Below are 23,609 nucleotides of genomic sequence, written 5' to 3'. Positions count from 1 at the left end.
GGCTTTTTTCAATATGTCGCGCTCTTCTGTGACGCGTTTCAGCTCCTTTTTGAGGCGACGAATTTCTTCGCTTTCATCAGACTTGGCTTGATGATGAGAAGCATCAGGGCCGTAGCGTTTTATCCACGCATATAGGCTGTGCGTTGTTGTCCCTAAACGATGGGCAACATCCGCGACACGGTGGCCTTTTTCGGTGACCTGCTTTACCGCTTCAATTTTGAATTCTTCTGGAAATCTCTTACCACTCATAAACACCTCTCTGTTAGTCATAATGTCTAACTCAGGGGTGTCTATCAAGTCGGTGGCTATTCATTTAATGGAGAAACTTGTCGACTGTATTAAACGGAAAAAGTAATGTTCATAACGGCTATTTTCAATTCACTCATGCCATTAGTGACCGTTGGTCTGTGTTTGTGTTTACATTGAAGAGTTTAAACAACGAGCGAGAATCTAAATGCCCGAACGTGACGAAATCGGGCTAAGTAGACGATTCAAGGGAGAGAAAGGATAAAGGATAAAGGATGATAATTTAACGCAGGAACTAGATTTTAGGATCATAGAGGTTCGACATCCTGTCGATTTGAACATCCAACACGCTGTTTCCTCTAATTGTAATATTTTAGAACCATTAAATGGTCTGAGATTGGTTCGTCAGTTATTCCGCGATAACTTCTTCAGTCACAGTGACATCACGAACCACTTCTTTCATCACCGTTTCTTCAACTTGATAATCAAACGAAGGGACTTCAACCACAGCACGGCGATTCATTTCTCGGCCTTTTGCTGTATCGTTATCAGCTACAGGGTCAGCATCGCCTATCCCTTCAACCTTCAGGCGACTTGATGAAACACCGTCTTGCTCCAAATATTCCGCTACCGCTTTCGCACGCTTTTCAGACAGTAGACGGTTAACTGTTTGCGGGCCTGTATTGTCAGTAAAGCCAATCACATTTGCCTTAGCTTCTGGGTACGCTTTTAGCACTTTTACCGCTTCGCGAAGGCTTGATGAATCATTCATCATCACCGAGTCGAAGCCAAACTGTACCGTCTTAAGCACGACTGGGTGCGTGTAAGTGACAAGCTCTGTACTTTCAACAACATCGGTCATTTGAATCGTTTTGGTGACGTATACTGGTGCAGGCGAACCAAATTTGTACTGAACGCCTAATGTGAAAACATTGGCATCCACGGAAGACAGCATGCGAGTTTCTATATCTTCAAAGCGCTGGTACTCACCGCGAATTTTCCAGTTATAGTTCACGGCATACTCAGCACCAACCGCACCGGTGAAAACATAGTCTTCTTGATTACCATCAAAGTTAACGTATGCCCCACCTAGTTTGGTGAATACATTAATATTCTCAGTAACGGGGAGATTAATTTTAGGCGTTAGCGAAATTGCATACAGATCATCAGCCAGTGTGCCATTTTGGTAGCTATCTATTTGCCCCAAGTAGTCGGCATCCAGCTCTAGTCCAACGTACTCGTTAAACTCGTATCCAGTAAATATGCCAGCTACTTGTCCATCACTCTCGCAACGGCTGTCAGACTTACAATCTTTGTTTGTGTCATTCCAACCATACTTTGCACCTACATACACGTCGGCAGTTGCCACATTTGAAACCGAAGCCAAAAATAATGCGGATGAAATAACCGTAGCCAGTTTTGTTTTTGTGATTTTCATAATTAACCTTTTATACCAATAACAAAATTAACAACTAACAACAATTGAATTTAGCTAAAGGGATTTATTTAAAGAGCATTTAATCTTAAAGATCATTCATATAAACTCAACCATCTTTTTGGTAGGAATAAACTTACAAAAATAAAACTTGATTATAAATTAAAACCCCAACGCATCAGGGCAATATAAACCCAACTAGTAAACACTCCCCAAAAATAAAATTTCAGCATTACTAGCCACTATAACAATGACGTTTTCACCTCGACTGCTATTAGTGTTATTTCCGAAAATCAAAGCCTGTTCGTCAAAATGCAGATCGCACGTCCACCGGAATTTGTCGCGCACATCGCAAAAATGGCAGCCCAAACATTTGGCCGAGAAGCCGACCCCGCATTTTCGCTTGATAACATGAACACACTCTACAAACGCGTTCAGCCTGGCTTTATTCGCGTTGACGCCGACGAAGTCACCTACCCTGCGCACATCATTCTTCGCTACGAAATCGAACGAGGCCTGATTGAAGGGACCATAGAAGTCGATGATATCCCTGCCCTCTGGAACAAAAAAATGCAGGAATACTTGAGTATTGATACTGAAGGGAATTACACCAAGGGTTGTATGCAACATATTCACTGGACCGACGGAAGTTTCGGATACTTCCCAAGCTATACGCTAGGTGCTATGTATGCCGCTCAATTCATGGCTGCGATGCGCAAAACCGTCGACGTGGATGCGTGCTTAAGGAACCTCGATTTCTCACCAATCAGTGCATGGTTGGAAGAAAATGTGTGGTCGAAAGGTTCAACGCTATCCACTGATGAATTAGTGATTCAGGCCACGGGTGAACCGCTCAATCCGGAATATTTCAAACAACATCTTATTGCGCGTTATCTCAACAATTGAAGAAAAGCATCAGTGCAGAAAATCAAAAGTAAGATCGCCAGAAATACCGAAGGAAAGATAACCTGAAATCCGTTATCGAAGATACAGAACGCAATGGCGCCAATGTAAGAAACGTCTCTAAACTGGCCGCCAACGAACTGCAGGCACTGATAGAGCAATAGCATAGGAAGCTTCATGACTGACGGTCATCGCCCCCCTCTTACGCTTGAGAGGGGGCGATGATTTAGTGCAACGAAAAACCTCGCTATACCACCATCCCTTCTCGGCCAATTTCCATCCAGTCTGGATTGTCATTCTCTATCAACCAACAATCCAGATCATGACCAATATGAGTAACGATAAACTGCTTTGGCCTCAGCTTTTCATAAACCTGGCGTGCAGATTCAACGTTTCCGTGGTTTGAGCCCCCGTGCTCGGGCGGAAAAGAACAATCAAGTATTAAACTATCCAACTGGGTTAGCGAGGCAAGGAAATCAAGTGTTTGAGCGGGTAGTCCGTCTGTATCGGTAAGGTACGCGATACTTTTTGAACCATATTCGAATAAGTACCCAACCGTTGGCCGCGAGTGTTTGAGTTGAAGTGGGGTGACACGGAGGCCATTAATATTGGCCGCATCGCCATGGTTCATTTCTGGCAGAAACCGCAAGCAACCAGAATGCTTGAGAAGATCAGCGCAACCTTGTTCGTCATCAGGACACCAAACAGGAATGGGTGAAGGGTTGCCCCACCTTAAATGAAAAAGCCCTTGCACATGATCGACATGGAAATGCGTCAGCAAAAAGCCATGGTAGCTCCCCGCAGGAAAGCGCTCATGCAGATCCATCAAGCCCGCATCAATTAATAACCTCTCTCGTGCGCTTCCTTTTCCCCACTCCACCATAGCGGAACAGGGTTTTCGTTCAAATGTCGTGTGTTCTCTGGCTCTTTGACATGCGGCACATGCACATCCATAGAGGGGAACGCCCCCTGCCGCCCCTGTTCCTAGCAAGGTCACTCTTAACATTGGTTCTTCCATACACAAAAAAGTTGGGTATCTGCCTAACTTTGAAATTTAAACCCTTTAAGTTTTGACAATCAGTGGCGATTCTCTACTGCTTCAATAAAGGCTTCGGCGCTTTGCTGAAAGTACGGAAAATACTGCCTGATTTTCTCTTCCGGCCAATCCCACCAGCACAGGATCTCCAGCTTCCTCGCGGTATCCATATTCTCAAACCGTGGCCGCAGCGTCTTCGCTGGATTGCCAACCGCGATGGTATAGCTTTCCACATCTTTGGTGACAACACTGCCTGCGCCAATGATCGCACCATCGCCGACGGTCACACCCGGCAGAATGATCACACCATGCCCTATCCAGACGTCGTGACCAATGGTCACCCGGTTTTCCGCCCGCCAGTTGAATATTTCTGCGTCCTTGTCCCAGCCGCCCTGTTGGAGTTCTTCCATTCCATATTTTCCAGGGCGATAGGTAAAGTGATGCAAAGTTGGACGCCACCAAGGGTGGTTGCCGGGATTAATACGAACCTTTGACGCAATCGAGGTGAACTTACCAATTTCAGTATTCGCCACTTCACTGTCGGGACCAATATAGCTGAAGTCTTGCAGTGCAACATGGTCTAATAGCGTGCGCTCGCCGACTTCCGTCCAGCGCCCAAGTGCCGAATCAGTGACCACAGCATCGTGACAAATTGTTGCCTCTTCATGCAAAATAAAATTTGTGTCGAAGTGATGCTCATTCATCGTGATTGTCTCGGTATTCCTTGCACAGCACGATATCTAATTGATAAGCAAACTGAGCGACGGTGTCTTCAAGTTTCCCACTGTTGTCCAGATGAATCGCATTGGCCGGACGCACCGCATCATAGTGAATAGCGCGTTCCAAGCGTTGCGTAATCTCACCCATGCTTTCTCTCCCACGTGCCTCAAGGCGCTCTCTGAGAGCGTCGGGACTGACCGAAATCCACACCACTTCCAGCTGTTCTCCAAATACGCCCTTGGCAAATGGCAAATACGCGCGAGAACCATTCACCATCACATCCATGCCTGACGCCAACCAAGTTTCCACTTCACGCCCTACCCCATAGCGCAGTCCATTCGCTCGCCAGTGCATTGAAAACAGTTTTTGCTTGATCCGAAGGTCAAATTCAGCCTCGTTCAATGCCACATGATTCTCGCTACCAGCCGAGGCCGGGCGTGTAATATAACGATGCGCCACCATTAGCCTGTCGCAGAAACGTTCTCTGGCTGCATTGATCAGCGAATCCTTTCCTGCCCCAGAAGCACCGAGTACGTAAAACAGCTTTGCCATTTTCTTATCCTGCCTTAGGGTGTGATCACCCAAGGTCAACAGACCCTAGAACACACGGCGCCCCTGACGCCACACTTGCTGCACATAAGGTTGGTCGTAATGGCGCTCAACCAGCAACAAATCTGCCCGCATGCCTTCTTTAATGACGCCACGGTCAGTAAGGCTAAGCGCAGACGCTGGATTACGTGTCGCTAGGCAAGTCGCCGACGCCAGATCCAGCGCGTTGCGCTCATCATCTGCGAGACGGAAAACCGCATCCAGCAAACTGCCGGGGAAATAATCAGACGACAATGCATCTAACACGCCCAACGACGCCAGCTCATGCGCTGCTACATTGCCTGAGTGCGAGCCGCCGCGAACCACATTGGGTGCCCCCATCATTACTTTTAATCCAAGTTCATGGGAGCGCTGCGCAGCTTCAACAGTGGTCGGAAATTCCGCCAACACTAGGCCCAGTGCACGTGACTCTTCCACATGAGCTCGGGTCGCATCGTCATGGCTTGCAAGAGGGATATTTCTCTCATGGCAAAGGCTCGTAATCGCTCGTCGGTTTAAGTCTGACCATATCGCGGACTTTTCACGCTGATCCTGTTCGAATGCGGCCATCTCCTCGTCATTGAGGTTGTATTTTCCCTGGTAGTATTCGTAATACTTGGTGAGATTAACGAACTGGCGCTGACCCGGAGAGTGGTCCATTAGGGACACCATATGGGTCTGCTCCAAGTCGAGGTAAAGCTTAGCCAAATCAACCGTCGTCTCGTGGGGTAACTCACAACGGATATGAACAAAGTGCTCTGCCCGGTTAAGGCCTCTTTCGCCGCTTTGGACAATGGTATGAATCATCTTGTCGAGATTATCCTGACGATGACCGCCATCACGAACATCACCCACTGCAATCGCATCCAAAACCGTTGTGATACCGGCTCCGATAAGTTGCGCATCATGCGCTGCCATGGCCGAAAATGCAGGCCAGCTAACCTTTGGTCGGGGTGTGAAGTACTTTTCCAGATTGTCGGTATGTAGCTCAATCAGCCCCGGCATCAACCATCCCTGATTGCCATCAACCGCTCCCGGTTGTTGACTAGGTGAATCAGACATGGCGCGAATAATGCCGTTCTCAACTTCTAACGAGCCATTGACGACTTCGTCTTCCAACACCAGTTGAACATTAGTAATGATCATTGTCGCTTCCTTCCCTTAAGCTGGCTTCAGTGTTGCGGTTGAAATGTCGTAGAACTTATCTGCCACCTGCTGACGCACATATTCGTCGTGGAATATGCCAACAATCGCGGCTCCCCGTTGCTTAGCGTCCAGAATGAGTTCAATCACTACATCACGATTTTTTTCATCCAGTGATGCAGTCGGTTCATCGAGCAACAGAATCGGTGATTCGACAATAAATCCGCGAGCGATGTTCACACGCTGTTGTTCACCACCAGAAAATGTCGCGGGTGCCAAATGCCAAAGGTGTTCCGGCACGTTGAGTCGCTTCAACAAAGCACCCGCTTTTTGGCGTGAAGTGTCTTTGCATTCCCCTTGCTCCACCAAAGGTTGCGCGACGACATCCAGTGCACTAATACGCGGAATGACGCGCAGAAACTGGCTTACCCAACCCAAGGTGTTTTTGCGAACATCCAGAATGTCGCGAGGCAGCGCATTAGCAATATCCACCCAATGCTCGCCTTGCTTTGTATTTTGGTGCCGTACATTGATTTCGCCTTTATCGACGAGGTAGTTCGCATAGAGCGCGCGGAGCAAGGTACTCTTGCCTGCACCGGAACGCCCCAGCAGCACGACGCACTCTCCTTTGTCGACAGAGAAGCTGGAGTCTGCGAGTACGGAGAGCTTTGCGCTGCCTTGATTGTGAAGGACGAAAGTCTTACTGACGTTCGATACGCTCAACATAGTTGTGTTTGTCATGGTCTTTACTACCCCTGCAAGACGGATGATACGAGCAACTGCGTGTAAGGATGTTGCGGGTCATCGAGCACCTGATCAGTCAGTCCAGCCTCAACAATTCGGCTTTCTTTCATTACCACCAGTCGGTGAGCCAGTAATCTCGCGACAGCCAAATCATGGGTCACGATGACTACAGACAGTCCTAAGTCCGTAACGAGATTTCGTATCAAATCCAGCAACCTTGCCTGCACAGACACATCAAGCCCGCCTGTCGGTTCATCCATAAAGATGAGTCTTGGATGCGTCACCAGGTTGCGGGCAATTTGCAGCCTCTGCTGCATACCACCGGAGAAAGTGATCGGCATATCATCGATTCGGTCTGTAGGGATCTCCACCTGAGAAAGCCAGTCCAGCGCTTGCTCCCGAATATCACCGTAATGTCTGTTTCCCACCGCCATGAGTCGCTCACCGATGTTACCGCCAGCGGAAACCCTCGGGCGTAATCCATCCAGTGGATGCTGGTGAACAACCCCCCAATCGGTACGCATTAATCGACGGCGTCCACTTTCAGAGAGCGCATATAAGCTCGACTGGGCCCCGTTCTCGAACTGATAATTCACGGCGCCTGAATCCGGTATTTCGCGGCCTGAAAGCACACGCAGCAAGGTACTCTTTCCTGAGCCTGACTCCCCCACAATACCCAGCACTTCGCCCGGCCATAAATCAAAAGAGATCTCCTGACACCCTTTGCCTGGCTGATAGAGCTTGGTAAGGCCTTGTACTTCTAATAGTGGCTGCAAGTTCGTTGCTCGCAGCGTCGCGTGCTCGCGACCTAACTCTGTTACTGACACGCGCGCTTCTCCTCTTGCTCCTTTTTCAGAGCATTTTGTGTCTGCTGGTCATTGCAATAATCGGTATCGGAACACACGAAAATTCTGTTACCTTTATCATCCGTCACTACCTCATCCAGAAAGCTGCTTGTTGAGCCACAGATACAGCAAGGCTCATCCCATTTCTGGATTTCAAAGGGATGATCGTCGAAATCTAAACTCCTCACATCGGTGTAAGGAGGAATGGCGTAAATACGCTTCTCACGGCCAGCGCCAAAGAGTTGAAGCGCGGGCATTTGGTCCATCTTGGGATTATCGAATTTTGGAATGGGCGAAGGGTCCATGATGTAGCGACCATTGACCCGCACTGGGTAGGCGTATGCGGTCGAGATATGGCCATAGCGCGCGATATCCTCGTAGAGCTTCACGTGCATCACGCCATATTCTTCCAGACCATGCATTTTGCGGGTTTCTGTTTCACGTGGCTCAATAAAGCGTAAGGGCTCAGGGATCGGGACCTGATACACCAGTATCTGACCTTCATCCAGCGGTTTTTCTGGGATACGGTGGCGGGTTTGAATCAAGGAGGCCTGTTCAGTACGCTCTGTAGTGTCAACGCCAGCAACCTTTTCAAAGAAGTAACGGATGGAAACTGCATTGGTGGTATCGTCTGCGCCCTGATCAATCACTTTGAGTACGTCAGGCTCACCGATAATGGCTGCGGTAATTTGAATACCACCCGTGCCCCATCCATAAGGCATCGGCATTTCACGGCCGCCAAAAGGTACCTGATAGCCAGGAATCGCAATGCCTTTCAGCAGTGCGCGTCGAATCATACGTTTGGTTTGTTCATCGAGATAGCCGAAGTTATAACCGCTTTGAACGGCTTGCGTATTCATTTCGCTTCTCCTTCGCTCGGTGCTTTACGGGCATCAAATTCTTTCTGAAGCTTGCGGATGAGTTCGAGCTCAGCTTGGAAGTCCACGTAATGCGGCAGTTTCAGATGGCTGACAAAGCCGGCTGCTTCCACGTTGTCTCCATGTGAAAGCACAAACTCTTCATCCTGCGCGGGCCCCTGTGGCACTTCATCGTATTCCCCACACAGCAGCGCTCTGTCTACCAATGCCATCGACATCGCCTTACGTTCAGAAAAACCAAAAGTGACACCGTAACCTCTGGTAAATTTCGCTTTGTGATTTTTGCTGCCAGTGAAGCCATTGATCATCTGGCATTCGGTCATTTCGATGTCACCAATTTCAATGGCAAAGCCTAGTTCTTCAGGAACAACTTCAAGCGTGACTTTTCCAGAACGAATTTCACTGGCAAATGGGTGATTTCGCCCGTAACCACGTTGGGTGGAATAGCCCAGTGCCAGCAAGAAACCCTCATCACTGCGAGCGAGCTGCTGCAACCTTGCACTTCGGTTTGCCGGGAATGTTTGAGGCTCCATGGTGATATCATCTGGGACTTTGCCGCTATCTTCCTCAGTCACCGTCAGGTCGAGGTTTTCCAGAATGCTCATCACTCTCGGGCAATGTGCCATCTCATCAATATCAGTCAGTTTGGCGGGTTCGCTAAGTTCTCCTCCGTCTGCCAACAAAGCAAAATCAAGCAAACGATGGGTGTAGTCATAAGTCGGACCAAGCACCTGTCCGCCCGGCAAATCTTTATAGGTGGCAGAGATACGGCGCTCGATTTTCATCGTTTCGGTCTTGGCAGGTTCGGTGACCGCTAACCGAGGTAAGGTGGTGCGATAAGCGCGAAGCAGGAAGATAGCTTCTACTAAATCACCGCCCGCTTGCTTGATAGCCAGCGCTGCGAGTTCTTTGTCATAGATGCCACCTTCAGTCATTACACGGTCAGTAGCCCCCGCCAGTTGCTCGGCGATTTGCTCCACATTCAGCGCAGCTTGTGAAAGGGAACCTCGGCGTTTCTTATCCTGTAATTCATGGGCAGCAGCGATGGCTTTCTCGCCCCCTTTTACGGCTACATACATGTGGCTTCCTCCGTTTCCAATGTCACTGCTGTCGAGCGAGGCAATGCGATAACATCACTGCCAGAGGTAAACAGAATGTCCACACCATGGGGGAAGTGGCTGCGTTTTGTTACCAAAGCGAGAAGAAACAATGGGTTCAAACCCTTCACTTTCATTTCCGTTGTAGACTGAATACCTGGCCCCGCAAAGCTCAACGTATCGCCTTCTGTCAGGCTATCGACTTCAATAATCAAGGTGGTACTTTTATCGGGGTACTGTTCGTCCCCAATATTGAAGCCTTCGAACTCTTCGAGTTCACTGCCTCTTACCAATGCAAAAACGGATTCGGACTTCAGCTCTGTCAACGGTGAGGAGCAATGAAAACGGATATTTTCAATCAAGGCTTTATCTGTGCCAAAGTGAGGTGAAAGCCATAAGCGGGTCGCGTTATCTGCTAACGTGAGCAATACCTGTGTTGCAGCAAGGCTGGCAGAGCCAAACTGAGTAGAATAATCCAGTGAAACGCGCTTTCCAGGGCGGGACATAGCTTCCATTAACTCACGGAAGACCTGCTGCGCATCATGCACGGGAGAGTCAAAACCCGCTGTTATCTTGCTCATTCGTCCTCTCCTCTCACCATGGTAAAAAAGTCCACTTTACTGGTCGCCACTTCCCTTGCACGTAACTGTTCTTGCTCTGCTTTCTCTGCAGCAAGCGGTGAGATCAGCGCTTGCTGCAGCGCATCATGCGCTGTGGTTTGCATCATTGCGTCTACCACAGCAGCAAGTTCTGCATGTTGTTTGCTTCTACCAGTGACATAGCTGTAACCCAACTCGCCGCTTTCCAATCGAACCACGGCGCGGGTAATAGTGACATCGCCCATGTTGAAGGCATTGCCTGTTCCGCCCATTCGAGCACGAACCTGAGCCAATCCAAGCTCTGGCGCGCGAACCAATTGATATTGCGGTGTCAGGCAGAGCTTTTCCCAGTGCGCTATCAGCGCATCGGCTTGCGTTCTGGCGAGGACTGACATCCAGCGCTGACGCGGTGTGTGTTGCTCCTGTTCCATTTAATGCTCCAAAACAATCTCGACCAGATCAGAACGTGTATGGGATGATGAAAACTCCACGATCCGGTCAGTTCCTGTGATTACGTTGGTGGTTTTAAACACCATAATGGGTGTCTTGCCTGACAGTTGAAGCAAACGACAATCGGTCTTTTTCGGCATCATGGCTCTAAGCCGAGTGCTTTTACGAGTCAGGCTCATATCCAACTTTTCTTTGAGAAAAACGTGTAGAGAGCCCACTTCGAAGTGCTTTACGACTGGCCACCAATCAAGATCGGCAAGATAGTGATCGATGACGCTAGCGGGTATGCCGTTGATCTTGCGAAGCGTGCGAAGCTTGATGATTTGCGATTCCAGCTCAACACCAAACATACCTGCCATTTTCTCGTTCGCAGCGACCAAACCCCTGCTGATCACCTGGCTGGTCGGTAAACTGCCTTGCTCTATCAAGTTGTCAGTAAAATGCGCACCAGAATGCAGGGGGTAGTCATAAGGTTGACTGACCACCATATTGCCGCGTCCCTGTTGACGCTCGACGAGTCCAGTAAAAACCAGCTCGTCGATAGCGCGTCTTACTGTGTGGCGGTTAACGTCATATTTCTTCGCCAGTTTGGATTCAGACGGCAGGTAATCGCCCGCCTGAAAATGCTTTCGAACTTCCTGTTCGAGATGCCTGGCGATATCTAAATAAACTCGCATGATTAATCCCTCTGCATCCCTTTGCGCTTCTGGGTTATCTAGACAAGTTGAGTCAAATAAAAGGTTGAGCTGTTAGATAAACATTTTGCGAATGTACTGAGACGCAAAGTCGATCAAACTGACGGTCACAATCACGATGAGCATGATGGCCGCAGTCTGCTGGAACTGAAATCCTCGAATCGCTTCCCAGAGCAACACACCAATACCGCCCGCACCAACCATACCAACCACGGTGGCTGAGCGGACATTCGACTCAAACCGGTACAAGGTGAAAGAAATCCATAGTGGCAGCACCTGAGGCAATACTCCGTACATCACTTCTTCAATTTTGTTGGCGCCCGTTGCCCTTACACCTTCGACAGGGCCAATATCAATGGCCTCGACAGCTTCTGAGAACAGCTTTGCCAACACACCCGTGGTGTGAACAAATAGCGCCAATACCCCAGCAAACGGCCCCAACCCCACAGCGACAACAAACAACATGGCGAATACCATTTCGTTGATGGCACGCGCTGCATCCATCAAACGGCGCATCGGCTGGTAAACCCACCAAGGCACAATGTTTTCTGCGCAAAGCAGACCCAAAGGAATGGAAAGAAGGACAGAGAGCACTGTGCCCCAAATCGCGATTTGAATTGTGATCAAAGTTTCTTCAACATAAAGCGTCCAGTGAGTAAAATCCGGGGGGAAGAAATCAGCGCCCAGCTCAGCCATATTTCCTGAGTCTTTTACCAGTTGTGCTGGATTCATTTCTGCACCTTGCCAAGACCAAGCAAGTACAATGGCGACAAGTAACATGCCGACAAAGCGTTTCCATTGTGATGTTTGTGGCGCGATTAAAACGGCGGTATCACTGCTCATTTTTGAATTCCATCAAGCTTAATTCGTCAGCCTATTGGCCAGCCATGCTTCTATCTTTCCGAGCAGCCTGGGGAGAGCATCAGAGGCGTTGTGTGGTCTCTGATGCCCCTTTTTCCCTCTGGTTGCTCGAGTAACCTTTATTCCATCGCTTCTAGCGCACTCATTTGGCGGTTAAGCGCAGCTAAAGAACTTTTGATATTCGCCAGTTCAGACGCTTGCTTATCTGAAAGTTTGTCCTGATTTCTCAGGCCATTCAGCTCTTTGAACATCGCCAGTTGGCGGATCGGTAAGAGTTGCAAGTCGCTTGACGGTTTGAACGGTGCCCAGTCCAAGCCTTTAAGAATTGCAACTTCCTTCGCATCACCTGTCGTGCCGTAATCCATAAAGAAGTCGTAAACATCATCTTTCACATTTTCTGGCAGATTCTTACGCCATACGATGGGGTCAGAAGGGATTAGAGGCGATTGCCAAATCACTTTGATATTTTTGAATTTTTCAGGATTAGTGCGCTCGAAACGACGCATGTTTTCTGTATTGTTGGTTGCCACATCAACTTGCTTATTGGCTACCGCAAACAAGTTCACTTCATGGCTTGAATTCAACGTACGTTTAAAGTCAGAAGGTTGGATGTTGTTCTTTGCGAACACATAATAAGAAGGGACAAGGAACCCAGACGTTGAGTTTGGATCGCCATTACCGAAAGCCAGTTTGCCGCGGTTTGCAATCATGTCTTCAACACTGTTGATTGGGCTGTCTTTATGAACAACCAATAAGCTCCAATAACCTGGGTTTCCAGCTGCATCAACTGTTTGGGCAAATATTTCGCCACCCGCTCGATCAACCGCTTCCATCGCAGATTTATTACCAAACCATGCAACATCGACTTTGTCGAAACGCATGCCCTGGATGATGCCCGCGTAGTCAGGGGCAAAATAGGCTTTCACTTCCATGCCCAACTTATCGCTCATATCTTCCAGGAACGGGTCCCATACTGATTTGAGGTTTTGCTGGGATTCAGTAGAGATAATACCGAAGTTCAGTGTGTCCATTGTTTCTTCAGCAGACGCAGGGGCAGCAACAGCCGCAGCCAGCATGCCAAGTCCACAGGTGATTTTGCGTAGTGCTCGTAACATCGTCATCGTCCTTTATGCGTTAACGGTTTAACTGATGAGAGAAAGTGGTGCTTTTTTCACAGAAGCTGGCTGTTCATCCATACCGACTTCCAGTGTTATTTCAGATTTACTGCCGTAAAGGTCAGCCAATGCCTGCTTATCAATTGCGGCGCTTTCGCCTTGATAGAAAATCTTGCCGTCGCGCAGTGCGACAACGTGTTGGCAATATTTGAGGGCATGGTCGACCTGATGAAGCGTGACAATCACAGGAATACCCTCACGTCGGTTGATGTCGCTGAGAAGCTCCATCACGATGCGGGAAGATTCAGGATCCAAAGAAGCAATAGGCTCATCGGCGAAAATGATGCGGGCTTTCTGCATTAACGCACGGGCAATGGCCACCCGTTGTTGCTGACCACCAGAGAGTGTAGAAACACGTTGGTGTGCGAAATCCTGCATGCCGACACGCTCAAGCGCCGCCATGGCTTCTTCTTTCTGTTGATTGGTGAAGTTTCCAGTAAGCGTGCGCCAAAATGGTGTGTAGTTGAGTGCACCAATCAACACATTGGTCATCACTGACAATCGATTTACCAGATTGAACTGCTGAAAGATGTAACCCGCCTGAGCGCGACAATGACGAACCTGACCGGAAGCTCTGCCTTGACTCTGTACGGTTTTACCCAGCACCTGAATCTGTCCCTCTTCAGTTTTATCAGAGAAGACCAGGCCACTTAGGTGGCGAAGCAACGTCGATTTACCAGAACCAGATGGACCGAGTAGTGCTGTCATTTCTTTGTGTTGGATTTTGAGGTTGATCTGGTCGAGCGCTTTGTTCTTTCCAAACGTCTTTGTCAGACCATTCACTTCGATAATGCTATCCATGTTTCAGGGAACCTCGTTATGTGGTGCCCCTATCGTGTAGCCAGTTTGTGTCGTTTTTATAACGGAATGGTTTCAGGTGGGTTGATGTTTCATTAAATTAGGGAGATGTATATAACCACTTCGGCCAGTGTTTTCGGTCGTCTGATTATTTTATCTCGCTAAGCTCAGTGACTTGTCTAGACGAGCTATTCACCAAAACTTCATGCTGTGTGTTTTAGGTGCGGGTGAGATGTATTGCAAAGAGCGCTTATGTTGATTCATCACCTCACTCCTTAAGGCGTAAGCGCAAGCGCAATAAAACTAGACTTATAAAGCGAGGCACGTATGATTCCGGTCAAGGTTACAATGAAGCAAACCACCTGTTTGTTTAAAGATAAGATTTAACTCAGCCATGATTAGAGATACAACACTTGCGCCTTTCAGCCGATGGACAAAACCCTTTGTTTCAGAAGTTGCGGTGATTATTAACCTATTGAAAGACAATGGGTACGACGCTGTTCAACTTGCGAAAGTGACGGGGTTGCAACCAAAGAACGTCAATGCTTGGACTGCTCGTTACAAAAACGAGCCAGACAACCTTTCCTCTATCCCTTACCCATGCTGGTGTTTCCTATGTGCTCTGGTTGGTAAGCCGAACATTCAAAGTAACGGTGACGTTATAGAAGTGAATGTGAGAAAGGTGCTGTCTTACTTCAAGCCAACGGCGTTTAGACCAAACGACAAGTTTCTTTGCCCGACTCAAGCGCAATTCAGCGATCTGATTGACAATGACAATTATGATTCGCTAACGACCGAGAAGCTTTCGACAGTTTTCCACTGGAACGCATCGAACTTTGCACACGGTGTTGCCAATGGGTCTCTGCCATTTTTGAACTGGAGCTTAATCGTCATGACGATGGGCATCGACATTCAAAAAATGATCCTGAAAGATCTCGAAGGCGATGTCTCTATCGACTAAACGAAAGTACTTCGTCTAAAAATAAAAAAGCCGACACGACGTCGGCTTTTTTTGATCTATTGAGGGGGAGTTACCACATCAAATCATCGGGAATTTTGAAGTCCGCATATGGGTCATCTTCGTCAATGGCTTGCTCATCAACAGTGTTGTTCACAATGATGGTGTCTTCATCACGTTGACTGATTTTATCTGCCACAACACCAGGAACAATGGCATACCCATCCAGGTAACGTGCAATTGCCAAACGACCGTTGACAAGTTGTGCTTGCGTTTCTTTGTTCACGTAAAGCTTCTTAACAAGCGTGCCATCGGTAAAGTTGTACCCGATGTCGCCATCTCTACGATCAATCTTGTTCATTTCTACAAGTTGCTTCACTTGAGCCATGACTGCTTTCTTCTGAGCGTCTGACTCCTTCTGACGATTCAGCGCTTGATCTTGAGCAACTTGAGCAATACGTTTTTCCTCAACTGCTGCTTTCGCTTCTTTCGCCATAGTGCGTGATTTTTTCGATGTCTTACCGGCTTTTTTCATTTTCTTTTTGTCGATCAGGCCAGCCTGTAACATTTGTTCTTGTAACGATAGTTTTGCCATTTTGACTCCGTCGCGGGCATCATTTCCCCGTTTCATTCTATCCCTAGATAATACCACCGATACTTATGGGAAAATAAGTGATACGCGCAAGGTCAAAGGAAAAAAGTCTCCATCCACCCGTGATGTATCCGCAACGTAGTGCTTTTAAATAGTTAGGTCCTCTTTGTTTGATCACGTTGAGTGTCTGCACTGAGGTACGTGTTTCTTGCGAGGATATCTATCCCTTGCTGATGGAAAAAATGCAGCAAATCGATAAATACCCAGTTTTCAGCCAATTTTTCACCGTCACGTCGATAGATATCAATCACACGCATGTCGAAGAACTTGTCACTGGCCGGCAGCCCCATGAATCCACCAGAAGGTTTAAGCGAGAGATTTGGCCAACCAAAAAAGCCACCAAATTCGCCTTCGGCAAATTTACAGACATGGCCATTAAAAACACGCTCAGAGAAACTTGACCTGAACACCCCTGAATGTTGCTTGGCATAACGTTCAATGGTGTAGCTCGCACCAATACCGGTTGGCCCCCACCAGATCATGTCATCATGCCAACTCAAGGCTAGCTCTTCTTCAAGGCTCAAGTCATGATCCCAGTTGCCTAAGTCGGTGATCATTTGATTAATCACCGACAGTGTTTTTGCCGATGCCTCAGCGCTTTGTTCATCCAACATCAAACCAGAATGGTTCATTGGTCCTGGCTGAATAAGCTGTGCGCCGGTTTGCGGCATGAAGGGGTTCACACCGGCTTGCACCATCAAGCCTGGAATATCCATAAACATGGCTGACTGCGCGATCTTGCCTTCCACCACTTGGGTGAACTCGCAATAGCGCAGAAATGCCATCCGTCCGGTTTTGGCAATGCCGAGCCAATCATTATCAAACAGCCCCATAAGATGGCCCATGGACACCACCCACACTGAGCCGTCAGACGCCAAGCTGTTTTCGCCCGCCATGAAAACATCCTGACGGCGTTGCAGTTTTTTCAAACTGGTTTTCAACGGTTGCCAGAATTGATCACTGACGGCGTTTTGCCCCTCCAACTCATTGAAGGGGTGGCAACCACGCCACTGATAGTCAGCACTGCAATACGTTTCCAACACCTTCGGTACATCTTGAACAGTTGCACCATCAAGCGCTTGATAAAACGTAAATACGCATTGCTTGGCATCTTGTAACGCTTGCGGCATGACCTACCCCTTCACCGCGCCTGCGGTTAAACCCGACACGATTTGTTTTTGGAAGAACAGAACAAGGAAGAACAGCGGGATCATCGCAGAGACCACCGCAGCAACGGCAAACATCACGTTTCCTTCCACCTGCGTGGTACCCAAGAAGCTCGCAATTTTTGGCACCATGGTTTGGTTATCTTGGCTCAGCAACATGCCTGTTACAGCAAAATCGTTGTAAGCGAGCAAGAAACTAAACAGGCCTGTGGTGATTACCCCCGGCCACATGACCGGAATAATGACATGACGGAATGCTTGGAATCGCGTGCAGCCATCGACCATGGCGCTCTCATCCATGTCTTTCGGAATATTCAAAAAGAAAGAGTGCAGCATCCAGAGAGTGAAGGGTTGGTTAATCGCGACCAACACAATGATTGTCGTGCCTAGGTGCCCCCATAAATTCCATTCGAAAAAGGGCAACATATAGCCTGATACCAAGGTGATGTGCGGCATCGCGCGCAGCACCAAGGCAATCATCAAAATCCACAGGGAGTATCGAAAACCAGAACGGGCCAACGCATACCCACCTAGAGTGCCTATGGTGAGTGAAATAATGACAACAGAAAAAACAACAACGAATGTATTGATCCCAGCGAGCCAAAAATCCTGCTCAATCCACGCGCCGTAATATCCCTGCCCCGTAAATTCACCGCCTGTTTCAAGCAAGGTTTTCACCCCGTAAATCGCGTTCATCCAATCAGATTTCGAGAAAAAATCCGCCTGAACCTTGAACGAGCCCCATGCGGTCCAAAGGAACGGGCCTGCTGCTATTAATAGCCAAACAATCACGAACCCTATCGACAATGTTTTAAGCCAAATCGGCTTTCTACGTACTTCTTCCATGATGAACTCCTACGCCGATTTACGGTTGAAATCGCGCCATGTCCGGATGAACACAGGCATAAGCAAGATAGCCACACCAAGAATAGTGAGCATGGAGGTCGCTCCAGCGGAGCCAAACAATTGCGAATCAGTGCCGCGCAGATCGTTGAAGATCAACCAACTTAACGAGGTCGCATGAGCCTCTGCCGCAAAACCAACAATGGGCTCGAACACACGGAAGTTGTCCATCAACTGCATCAAGGCAACAAAGGTCACCAGTGGTGCCATGTGCGGCATGACAACATAGCGAATCGTTTCCCAGCGAGATGCGCCATCTATCATTGAGGCTTCCAATGTGTCCGTGGGCACTGTTTGTAATCCGGCGTAAAAGACAATGAAAGAGAATGGAATAGATGACCAAATGCCGTACACAAACAGCGTTATCCATGTCAGTGCGGGTGAGGCTTTTAGGGACAAGCTGTCATCTTGGAACCAATTTTGGATGGTGGCACCAATCACGCCATCCGCATCAATCATCCAAAATAAGATCAATGACCCTATTAATGGCGTCACAATCATGGGCAGGAGCGATAAGAAAATCGTGGGGCCTTTTACTAGCTTCGGCAACGCATTCACGCACAGAGCAACCACCATGCCAAAAAAGATCACACAGGGTGTAACTATGAAGGTGTATGCCAAAGTGAATACCAGCGCCTTGTAGAAAGGTAAATTCATCAAGCCGTTGAAGAAACCGCCGAGCGAATCTGTCGAACGCCACGCTTCGGATACATTTTCAAACGCCAAATGGCTGCGATTCGTATAGGTATCTAACCCGTTAAAACGCCCAAGGGGCTCTTCTTCACGCAGTTGGTCAGTCGCTTCTCTATCAACAGATACCGTTTTCTTACAGCCAAATGGCCCGCAGTTTTCCGTCTCAAGCACTATCTGTTCATGCTCTACGTGCAATGACTGAACGAACACCGACACAATAGGTAATGCGATGAGCAGAAACATGACCAATAAAGACGGCCACATAAACTTCATAAACGTACGATGTGGCATGGACCCACTCCTTTGCCGTTAGACGCCCCGATTCCTCTCGGGGCAACAAGATTAAAGGAAGCCCTGCTCGCGTGCAGACGTCATGTAAGCATCTTCGACATCTTTAAGCGCTTGCGCTGCCGATTCATTTCCAAGTAGAAAGTCTGGAAGTTCAGCACCTAACGCTGAATGCAACAGACCCATGTACGGCAACATCGGATAAGGATTGGCTTGTTGTTGTACCGTGCTGATGACGCCCATCGCAGACGCATCGGGTTCATAACCTTCAATCAACCACACGGCTTTTTGGGAATTTGCCTTCATCATGTCAGGGGAGATGGCTTGCACCATCACTTTGAAGGTCGCTTCGGCATCTTGCTCAGAAAGATTGCTGGCGATAGTCCAACCGTCCCACCACAACGTGGCACCTGGGGTGCCATCTGCCGTAAACGCGGGCGTATTGGTTAAAACCGTTGAACCAACAATCTCCGGCGTCGACCCTTCATCGTCTAAAATCGCAGTTCCTCTAGAGCCCCACATCAACGCAAAAGCGACTTTGCCTTCTTCCCAAAGGGCTTGAGTGCTGTTGGAATCAAACGTTAAAAAATCAGGGTTGGACAATTCGGTCAGCGCTTTCAAAGTGTTCAGCGCCTTTATTCCCTCAGCATTGTTTAGGTTCGGTATGGCACTACCTGGTTTAAAGAACCCTGCCCCTGTTGCACTAAATACGTTGATGAATTCTTCCCCTAGGTTCCAGCCCGTTTTGGTGTTCAACGCGATGGGGTATTTCATCAAACCGTCTTTTTGTATTTTCTTCGCTGTCGCGATCAACTCGTCATAGGTTTTAGGCGGCTGCGCACCGACTTTTTCTAACATGTCTTTACGGTAAAAAAGGTGTTGAGAGTTAGCCATGAAAGCCACAGCCATCACGCTGCCATCAATTTTTATCAACTGCGTCGGCTGCAAGCTCTGACCATGTTTTGCCACTAACGCATCAAGGGGTTGAATCAGCCCTTCATTGAGTAACGGAACAATCGAGCTGGTAGAAACAATCGCAGTAGAATATTTCGAGGGCTTGGCTTTCAAGGCAGCGGATTGAATGTCGCGATGATCTTTCGATTGGTTTTTGGTCACAACAACCCTGTCCGTCGCACATCGCTCAGCCATCGCCGCAACAGCATGCAATGCTGGGAAATCATTGGACAGAATACTCACGTTTCCAACATCAACACCGCAGTCAATTTGTTCTGCACTGAGTGTGTGGCTGAACAAGGTGACCAATCCCGCCGCAAATGTACTTATCAGTTTGACTTTCATTTTCCTCTCCAACTTCTCAAGAAGGGTTTTCGTCTTACAGTAACAAGCACTCTAAGCACGACACACTTGAAGCCAGATCTTCCTTGAGACCACGACAACAAGAATATTTTTGATTACGTATGCAAAAATAATTATGCCTAAAAGAGATATTGGCAAGTAACAAAATTCAAGAAATTAACCATACGTTAACATTCCTACGCCTTACCATTAATCGCTTATTATCAATAAGTTAATTGATCACCCTTCGTAAAGCACCTCTCTATAACTTGCTGATTAACATAAATTTCTTGCATTTGAGAAACGAACACATACAAATATATTTATGTGATCACACGCAAACATACAGCATAAGCATGTTTGCGGACGCGCATTTTACTGTTTATTTTGAATACGTACCCAGTCACCAAAATTCAGACCGCGTTGGAACATGGAGAGCAGTCATGGCAGAAGTGCAATTACGTCATATCGACAAGCGATGGGGAGATTTTGTCGGGGTTAAAGATTTCGACTTAACCATTCCCGATAAGGAATTTCTTGTATTGCTTGGCCCATCAGGATGTGGAAAAAGCACCACGATGCGCATGATTGCTGGCCTCGAAGATGCCACCAGCGGCGACATACTGATTGGCGGCAAGGTCGTGAATGATTTGGAACCAAAGGATCGCGATGTCGCCATGGTATTCCAAAGCTACGCGCTCTACCCCAACATGACCGTGTATGAAAACATTCGTTTTCCCCTAAAGGTAAGGCACATAGACCCCGCAACGCATGATGAGAAAGTCATGCGAGCCGCAGAGATGGTCGAACTGACTGACTTTCTTCATCGTCGCCCTGCTGATCTCTCTGGCGGGCAACGTCAGCGTGTCGCGTTAGCCCGCGCCATTGTTCGCGAACCCAATGTGTTTTTGATGGACGAACCGTTATCAAACCTTGATGCAAAACTTAGGGTCTCTACACGCGCTCAAATCAAGAACCTGTCACACGAACTACAAATCACCACCATTTATGTCACGCATGACCAGATTGAAGCCATGACCTTGGCTGATCGTGTTGTCGTGATGAGTGCTGGGAATGTACAGCAAGTCGGTACGCCGACAGAAATCTACAACTATCCGGCAAATACGTTTGTGGCGAGCTTCATCGGCTCACCTGCCATGAACCTTGTCAAAGGCACGATCAGTAATGGTGTCTTCACCGCAGAAAACATGACCATTCGAGGATTAGATACCGCTTTATCAGGAGATATCACGCTGGGATTTCGCGCAGAAGATGCCGAGGTAAACCCCGTGGGTAGTGCACCTGATGTGACGGAAATCAGTGGCATTAAGGCCAATGTGTTCTCTATCGAGTTACTCGGGGAAGCCACGATGATCACCGTAAAAATAGGTGATGCACTCGTCGCAGTGAAAGCGGGTAAGGACTATTCCACTGAAATCGGTCATGTGTTTTCGACAAACATCCCCGCCTCGATTTGCCATCTTTTTGATGCAAGCACAGGCCTAAGACTCGATAACGGGAGCCAATCAGAATGAGAGGCTCAAGACCCGAACAAGCGAGTTTGACCAAAGACACCGATTTGAGCCAAACGGATGAAACACGCCGCGTTATAGAATCCATGGTTGATGGACTTAATGATCATCGAATCGGCGATATTGGTGAGTTTTTCGCAGAGACCTTTCGCTGGTTTGGCAACCAAGGCTGTGGCACCAAGATTGGGTTGGAAGAATTTCAACGCAACTGGCAAAAGCCCTTCCAAGCCGCATTCTCAGACAAAATTTGTGTCGATGAAGCACGACTCTACATGGGCGAATGGGCCGCGGCTTTTGGGCATCAGACCGCCAAACATACTGGTACGTTTATGGGGGTAGAACCCACCCATCAAACTGTAGAAATCCGCTACATGGATTTCTGGAAAGTTCAGAACGGAAAGATCGTAGATAACTGGGTGATGGTGGATTTTCCCCATGTTCTTCATCAGCTCGGCGTGGATGTGTTTGATGGCGAAGGCTGGGAGGCGTTCGATACTCATCAAAAAACACCCCCCAAACCCACTTAATCACTTTGAATCTCTCCGTTTGCTCCGTGAATGGAGAAACACGATGAATAGGAACACATTGATGGCTATCACTTACCTTAAAACGGGAAAATCTGAATCAGACAAAGTCAGCGATAACGAGAAAGTCGTTCAGATCGTTTCAGATACGTTAAAGAAAATTGAGAGCGAGGGTGACGCTGCGGTCAGAGAACTGGCAATTAAGTTCGACAATTACGCACCAGAATCCTTCCTTCTTTCAGAGCAAGATATTGCGGACTTGATTGCGAAAGTATCACCAGAAGACATGGCGGATATTCGCTTCGCCAATGAACAAGTCACCAACTTTGCCCAGATTCAACGCGATTCGATGACTGACGTCGAAGTTGAAACGCTACCCGGTGTAATTTTGGGTCATAAAAACATCCCTGTTCAAAGCGTGGGTTGTTATGTGCCAGGCGGCAAGTTCCCCATGGTTGCCTCTGCTCACATGTCCGTCGCCACAGCCAAAGTGGCGGGAGTACCCCGTGTGATTGCGTGTACTCCTCCTTTCAAAGGGGAACCTAACCCTGCGGTTGTGGCAGCCATGCATCTTGGTGGCGCAGATGAAATCTACGTGCTGGGCGGTATTCAGGCCGTCGGTGCCATGGCGCTAGGAACAGAAACCATTGCACCTGTGCACTTGCTCGTTGGGCCCGGAAATGCCTTTGTTGCCGAAGCGAAACGTCAGCTATTTGGCCGTGTAGGCATTGATTTGTTTGCAGGCCCGACGGAAACCATGGTGATCGCAGATGACACCGTCGATGCAGAGATGTGTGCCACAGATTTGCTCGGACAAGCAGAACACGGCTATAACTCCCCTGCCGCATTGGTCACCAATAGCGAAAAGCTCGCGAAAGACACCTTGGTGGAAATTGAACGCTTACTGAAAATATTACCCACGGCAGATACCGCCAAGGTGAGCTGGGAAGATTACGGAGAAATCATCCTCTGCGACACCTATGAGGAGATGCTGGAGGTATCAGAAGAAAAAGCCTATGAGCATGTCCAGGTCATGACTGATCGTGATGATTGGTTCCTTGAAAACATGACCTGTTATGGCGGCTTATTCCTTGGCCCACGCACAAACGTGTCTAATGGTGACAAGGTGATTGGCACGAACCACACCCTGCCCACGCAAAAAGCGGGGCGCTACACGGGCGGACTCTGGGTAGGGAAATACCTCAAAACCCACAGCTACCAGAAGATCACCACCGATGAAGCCGCCACGCTCGTTGGCGAATACGGCTCTCGTCTGTGCATGTTAGAAGGTTTCGTAGGCCACGCTGAACAATGCAATGTACGCGTCAGACGCTATGGAAAGAAAGACGTTCCCTATGGTCAACCGGCACCACGAGGCTGATTT

25 protein-coding genes and 1 pseudogene are annotated in these 23,609 nt (G+C 48.3%); 5 read left to right on the top strand and 21 right to left on the bottom strand.

The features are described from left to right. Positions 1-249: transposase (locus tag BM082_RS20200; protein ID WP_074928388.1), on the bottom strand; the 249-nt coding region annotated here is incomplete at its 3' end. Between the two features lie 406 nt (positions 250-655). Next, positions 656-1,684: an outer membrane beta-barrel protein gene (locus tag BM082_RS20195; RefSeq protein ID WP_017013462.1), complete on the bottom strand. Its 1,029-nt coding sequence runs from the start codon at positions 1,682-1,684 to the stop codon at positions 656-658. A gap of 279 nt (positions 1,685-1,963) precedes the next feature. Here BM082_RS20195 and BM082_RS20190 point away from each other — a divergent pair. Continuing rightward, positions 1,964-2,587: pseudogene (locus tag BM082_RS20190) on the top strand (carboxypeptidase M32); the annotation flags it as partial. A gap of 244 nt (positions 2,588-2,831) precedes the next feature. Here the strand turns inward: BM082_RS20190 and phnP are convergent. The 14 genes from phnP to phnC form a co-directional block, all read right to left on the bottom strand. Continuing rightward, positions 2,832-3,590 (bottom strand): phosphonate metabolism protein PhnP, encoded by a 759-nt coding sequence (gene phnP, locus BM082_RS20180; protein ID WP_017013464.1) that lies wholly within the window; start codon positions 3,588-3,590, stop codon positions 2,832-2,834. Between the two features lie 71 nt (positions 3,591-3,661). Next, complete coding sequence (locus BM082_RS20175) at positions 3,662-4,324, bottom strand: DapH/DapD/GlmU-related protein (RefSeq protein ID WP_017013465.1); 663 nt, start codon at positions 4,322-4,324, stop codon at positions 3,662-3,664. Beyond that, entirely contained in the window at positions 4,317-4,892 is a 576-nt protein-coding gene (gene phnN, locus BM082_RS20170) for a ribose 1,5-bisphosphokinase (protein ID WP_074928386.1), read from the bottom strand. The genes BM082_RS20175 and phnN overlap by 8 nt, the downstream gene beginning before the upstream one ends. 45 nt (positions 4,893-4,937) lie before the next feature. After that, positions 4,938-6,074: an alpha-D-ribose 1-methylphosphonate 5-triphosphate diphosphatase gene (gene phnM, locus BM082_RS20165; protein ID WP_017013467.1), complete on the bottom strand. Its 1,137-nt coding sequence runs from the start codon at positions 6,072-6,074 to the stop codon at positions 4,938-4,940. 15 nt (positions 6,075-6,089) lie between these two features. Then, positions 6,090-6,812, bottom strand: coding sequence for a phosphonate C-P lyase system protein PhnL (phnL, locus tag BM082_RS20160; protein WP_026024855.1), 723 nt, complete (start codon positions 6,810-6,812; stop codon positions 6,090-6,092). A gap of 8 nt (positions 6,813-6,820) precedes the next feature. After that, positions 6,821-7,642, bottom strand: coding sequence for a phosphonate C-P lyase system protein PhnK (gene phnK / locus BM082_RS20155; RefSeq protein ID WP_017013469.1), 822 nt, complete (start codon positions 7,640-7,642; stop codon positions 6,821-6,823). Further along, a complete protein-coding gene (locus tag BM082_RS20150; protein WP_074928382.1) occupies positions 7,633-8,520 on the bottom strand; it encodes an alpha-D-ribose 1-methylphosphonate 5-phosphate C-P-lyase PhnJ in 888 nt (295 codons plus the stop codon). Before BM082_RS20150 ends, phnK begins: the two co-directional genes overlap by 10 nt. After that, positions 8,517-9,617 carry a carbon-phosphorus lyase complex subunit gene (locus BM082_RS20145; protein ID WP_017013471.1) on the bottom strand — a complete coding sequence of 367 codons (1,101 nt, stop codon included), beginning with the start codon at positions 9,615-9,617 and terminating at the stop codon, positions 8,517-8,519. The genes BM082_RS20150 and BM082_RS20145 overlap by 4 nt, the downstream gene beginning before the upstream one ends. Next, positions 9,608-10,216 carry a phosphonate C-P lyase system protein PhnH gene (gene phnH, locus BM082_RS20140; protein ID WP_017013472.1) on the bottom strand — a complete coding sequence of 203 codons (609 nt, stop codon included), beginning with the start codon at positions 10,214-10,216 and terminating at the stop codon, positions 9,608-9,610. Before phnH ends, BM082_RS20145 begins: the two co-directional genes overlap by 10 nt. After that, positions 10,213-10,665, bottom strand: a complete 453-nt coding sequence (gene phnG / locus BM082_RS20135; RefSeq protein ID WP_017009704.1) for a phosphonate C-P lyase system protein PhnG — start codon at positions 10,663-10,665, stop codon at positions 10,213-10,215. The genes phnH and phnG overlap by 4 nt, the downstream gene beginning before the upstream one ends. After that, a complete protein-coding gene (phnF, locus tag BM082_RS20130) occupies positions 10,666-11,361 on the bottom strand; it encodes a phosphonate metabolism transcriptional regulator PhnF (RefSeq protein ID WP_017009703.1) in 696 nt (231 codons plus the stop codon). A 72-nt stretch (positions 11,362-11,433) separates the two neighbouring features. Then, positions 11,434-12,222: a phosphonate ABC transporter, permease protein PhnE gene (gene phnE / locus BM082_RS20125; RefSeq protein ID WP_017009702.1), complete on the bottom strand. Its 789-nt coding sequence runs from the start codon at positions 12,220-12,222 to the stop codon at positions 11,434-11,436. A gap of 137 nt (positions 12,223-12,359) precedes the next feature. After that, positions 12,360-13,355: a phosphonate ABC transporter substrate-binding protein gene (phnD, locus tag BM082_RS20120; RefSeq protein ID WP_017013473.1), complete on the bottom strand. Its 996-nt coding sequence runs from the start codon at positions 13,353-13,355 to the stop codon at positions 12,360-12,362. Positions 13,356-13,382: 27 nt separating this feature from the next. After that, entirely contained in the window at positions 13,383-14,216 is an 834-nt protein-coding gene (gene phnC / locus BM082_RS20115) for a phosphonate ABC transporter ATP-binding protein (RefSeq protein ID WP_017009700.1), read from the bottom strand. A gap of 391 nt (positions 14,217-14,607) precedes the next feature. On the opposite strand from phnC, the gene BM082_RS20110 reads away from it, so the two are divergent. Then, positions 14,608-15,174 (top strand): hypothetical protein, encoded by a 567-nt coding sequence (locus BM082_RS20110; RefSeq protein ID WP_017013474.1) that lies wholly within the window; start codon positions 14,608-14,610, stop codon positions 15,172-15,174. A 70-nt stretch (positions 15,175-15,244) separates the two neighbouring features. Here the strand turns inward: BM082_RS20110 and BM082_RS20105 are convergent, their stop codons facing one another. From BM082_RS20105 to BM082_RS20085, 5 genes are all read right to left on the bottom strand, one after another. Beyond that, positions 15,245-15,766, bottom strand: a complete 522-nt coding sequence (locus BM082_RS20105; RefSeq protein ID WP_017009698.1) for a DUF2058 domain-containing protein — start codon at positions 15,764-15,766, stop codon at positions 15,245-15,247. 152 nt (positions 15,767-15,918) lie between these two features. Continuing rightward, positions 15,919-16,953 carry a nuclear transport factor 2 family protein gene (locus BM082_RS20100; RefSeq protein ID WP_017016613.1) on the bottom strand — a complete coding sequence of 345 codons (1,035 nt, stop codon included), beginning with the start codon at positions 16,951-16,953 and terminating at the stop codon, positions 15,919-15,921. Positions 16,954-16,956: 3 nt separating this feature from the next. Beyond that, the gene (locus BM082_RS20095) at positions 16,957-17,835 is read right to left on the bottom strand and encodes a carbohydrate ABC transporter permease (RefSeq protein ID WP_017009696.1); all 879 of its coding nucleotides are present in this window, start codon (positions 17,833-17,835) and stop codon (positions 16,957-16,959) included. A 9-nt stretch (positions 17,836-17,844) separates the two neighbouring features. Further along, positions 17,845-18,876, bottom strand: a complete 1,032-nt coding sequence (locus tag BM082_RS20090) for a carbohydrate ABC transporter permease (RefSeq protein WP_017009695.1) — start codon at positions 18,874-18,876, stop codon at positions 17,845-17,847. 51 nt (positions 18,877-18,927) lie between these two features. Continuing rightward, a complete protein-coding gene (locus tag BM082_RS20085) occupies positions 18,928-20,172 on the bottom strand; it encodes an ABC transporter substrate-binding protein (protein WP_074928381.1) in 1,245 nt (414 codons plus the stop codon). A 440-nt stretch (positions 20,173-20,612) separates the two neighbouring features. Here BM082_RS20085 and BM082_RS20080 point away from each other — a divergent pair, with 440 nt between their 5' ends. The 3 genes from BM082_RS20080 (at position 20,613) to hisD (ending at position 23,606) form a co-directional block, all read left to right on the top strand. Then, positions 20,613-21,704, top strand: a complete 1,092-nt coding sequence (locus tag BM082_RS20080; protein WP_017016611.1) for an ABC transporter ATP-binding protein — start codon at positions 20,613-20,615, stop codon at positions 21,702-21,704. Then, complete coding sequence (locus tag BM082_RS20075) at positions 21,701-22,228, top strand: ester cyclase (RefSeq protein WP_017009692.1); 528 nt, start codon at positions 21,701-21,703, stop codon at positions 22,226-22,228. The genes BM082_RS20080 and BM082_RS20075 overlap by 4 nt, the downstream gene beginning before the upstream one ends. A 61-nt stretch (positions 22,229-22,289) precedes the next feature. Further along, complete coding sequence (hisD, locus tag BM082_RS20070) at positions 22,290-23,606, top strand: histidinol dehydrogenase (protein WP_017016610.1); 1,317 nt, start codon at positions 22,290-22,292, stop codon at positions 23,604-23,606. Positions 23,607-23,609: the final 3 nt, after the last annotated feature.

Origin of the sequence: Enterovibrio norvegicus DSM 15893, from assembly GCF_900115495.1 — a bacterium.
Classification (GTDB): Bacteria; Pseudomonadota; Gammaproteobacteria; order Enterobacterales; family Vibrionaceae; genus Enterovibrio; species Enterovibrio norvegicus.
This window is presented reverse-complemented; position numbering and strand designations above follow the sequence as displayed.

What these genes read in the sequence shown, in the direction of transcription:
- BM082_RS20075 (WP_017009692.1), top strand. Translation starts at nt 21,701, where the DNA reads ATGAGAGGCTCAAGACCCGAACAAGCGAGTTTGACCAAAGACACCGAT.
- phnN (WP_074928386.1), bottom strand. Translation starts at nt 4,892, where the DNA reads ATGGCAAAGCTGTTTTACGTACTCGGTGCTTCTGGGGCAGGAAAGGAT.
- BM082_RS20195 (WP_017013462.1), bottom strand. Translation starts at nt 1,684, where the DNA reads ATGAAAATCACAAAAACAAAACTGGCTACGGTTATTTCATCCGCATTA.
- BM082_RS20100 (WP_017016613.1), bottom strand. Translation starts at nt 16,953, where the DNA reads ATGCCGCAAGCGTTACAAGATGCCAAGCAATGCGTATTTACGTTTTAT.
- hisD (WP_017016610.1), top strand. Translation starts at nt 22,290, where the DNA reads ATGGCTATCACTTACCTTAAAACGGGAAAATCTGAATCAGACAAAGTC.
- phnG (WP_017009704.1), bottom strand. Translation starts at nt 10,665, where the DNA reads ATGGAACAGGAGCAACACACACCGCGTCAGCGCTGGATGTCAGTCCTC.
- phnC (WP_017009700.1), bottom strand. Translation starts at nt 14,216, where the DNA reads ATGGATAGCATTATCGAAGTGAATGGTCTGACAAAGACGTTTGGAAAG.
- BM082_RS20105 (WP_017009698.1), bottom strand. Translation starts at nt 15,766, where the DNA reads ATGGCAAAACTATCGTTACAAGAACAAATGTTACAGGCTGGCCTGATC.
- BM082_RS20080 (WP_017016611.1), top strand. Translation starts at nt 20,613, where the DNA reads ATGGCAGAAGTGCAATTACGTCATATCGACAAGCGATGGGGAGATTTT.
- phnM (WP_017013467.1), bottom strand. Translation starts at nt 6,074, where the DNA reads ATGATCATTACTAATGTTCAACTGGTGTTGGAAGACGAAGTCGTCAAT.
- BM082_RS20090 (WP_017009695.1), bottom strand. Translation starts at nt 18,876, where the DNA reads ATGCCACATCGTACGTTTATGAAGTTTATGTGGCCGTCTTTATTGGTC.
- phnH (WP_017013472.1), bottom strand. Translation starts at nt 10,216, where the DNA reads ATGAGCAAGATAACAGCGGGTTTTGACTCTCCCGTGCATGATGCGCAG.
- BM082_RS20145 (WP_017013471.1), bottom strand. Translation starts at nt 9,617, where the DNA reads ATGTATGTAGCCGTAAAAGGGGGCGAGAAAGCCATCGCTGCTGCCCAT.
- BM082_RS20110 (WP_017013474.1), top strand. Translation starts at nt 14,608, where the DNA reads ATGATTAGAGATACAACACTTGCGCCTTTCAGCCGATGGACAAAACCC.
- phnF (WP_017009703.1), bottom strand. Translation starts at nt 11,361, where the DNA reads ATGCGAGTTTATTTAGATATCGCCAGGCATCTCGAACAGGAAGTTCGA.
- phnL (WP_026024855.1), bottom strand. Translation starts at nt 6,812, where the DNA reads ATGACAAACACAACTATGTTGAGCGTATCGAACGTCAGTAAGACTTTC.
- BM082_RS20095 (WP_017009696.1), bottom strand. Translation starts at nt 17,835, where the DNA reads ATGGAAGAAGTACGTAGAAAGCCGATTTGGCTTAAAACATTGTCGATA.
- phnE (WP_017009702.1), bottom strand. Translation starts at nt 12,222, where the DNA reads ATGAGCAGTGATACCGCCGTTTTAATCGCGCCACAAACATCACAATGG.
- BM082_RS20175 (WP_017013465.1), bottom strand. Translation starts at nt 4,324, where the DNA reads ATGAATGAGCATCACTTCGACACAAATTTTATTTTGCATGAAGAGGCA.
- BM082_RS20150 (WP_074928382.1), bottom strand. Translation starts at nt 8,520, where the DNA reads ATGAATACGCAAGCCGTTCAAAGCGGTTATAACTTCGGCTATCTCGAT.
- phnP (WP_017013464.1), bottom strand. Translation starts at nt 3,590, where the DNA reads ATGTTAAGAGTGACCTTGCTAGGAACAGGGGCGGCAGGGGGCGTTCCC.
- BM082_RS20085 (WP_074928381.1), bottom strand. Translation starts at nt 20,172, where the DNA reads ATGAAAGTCAAACTGATAAGTACATTTGCGGCGGGATTGGTCACCTTG.
- phnD (WP_017013473.1), bottom strand. Translation starts at nt 13,355, where the DNA reads ATGTTACGAGCACTACGCAAAATCACCTGTGGACTTGGCATGCTGGCT.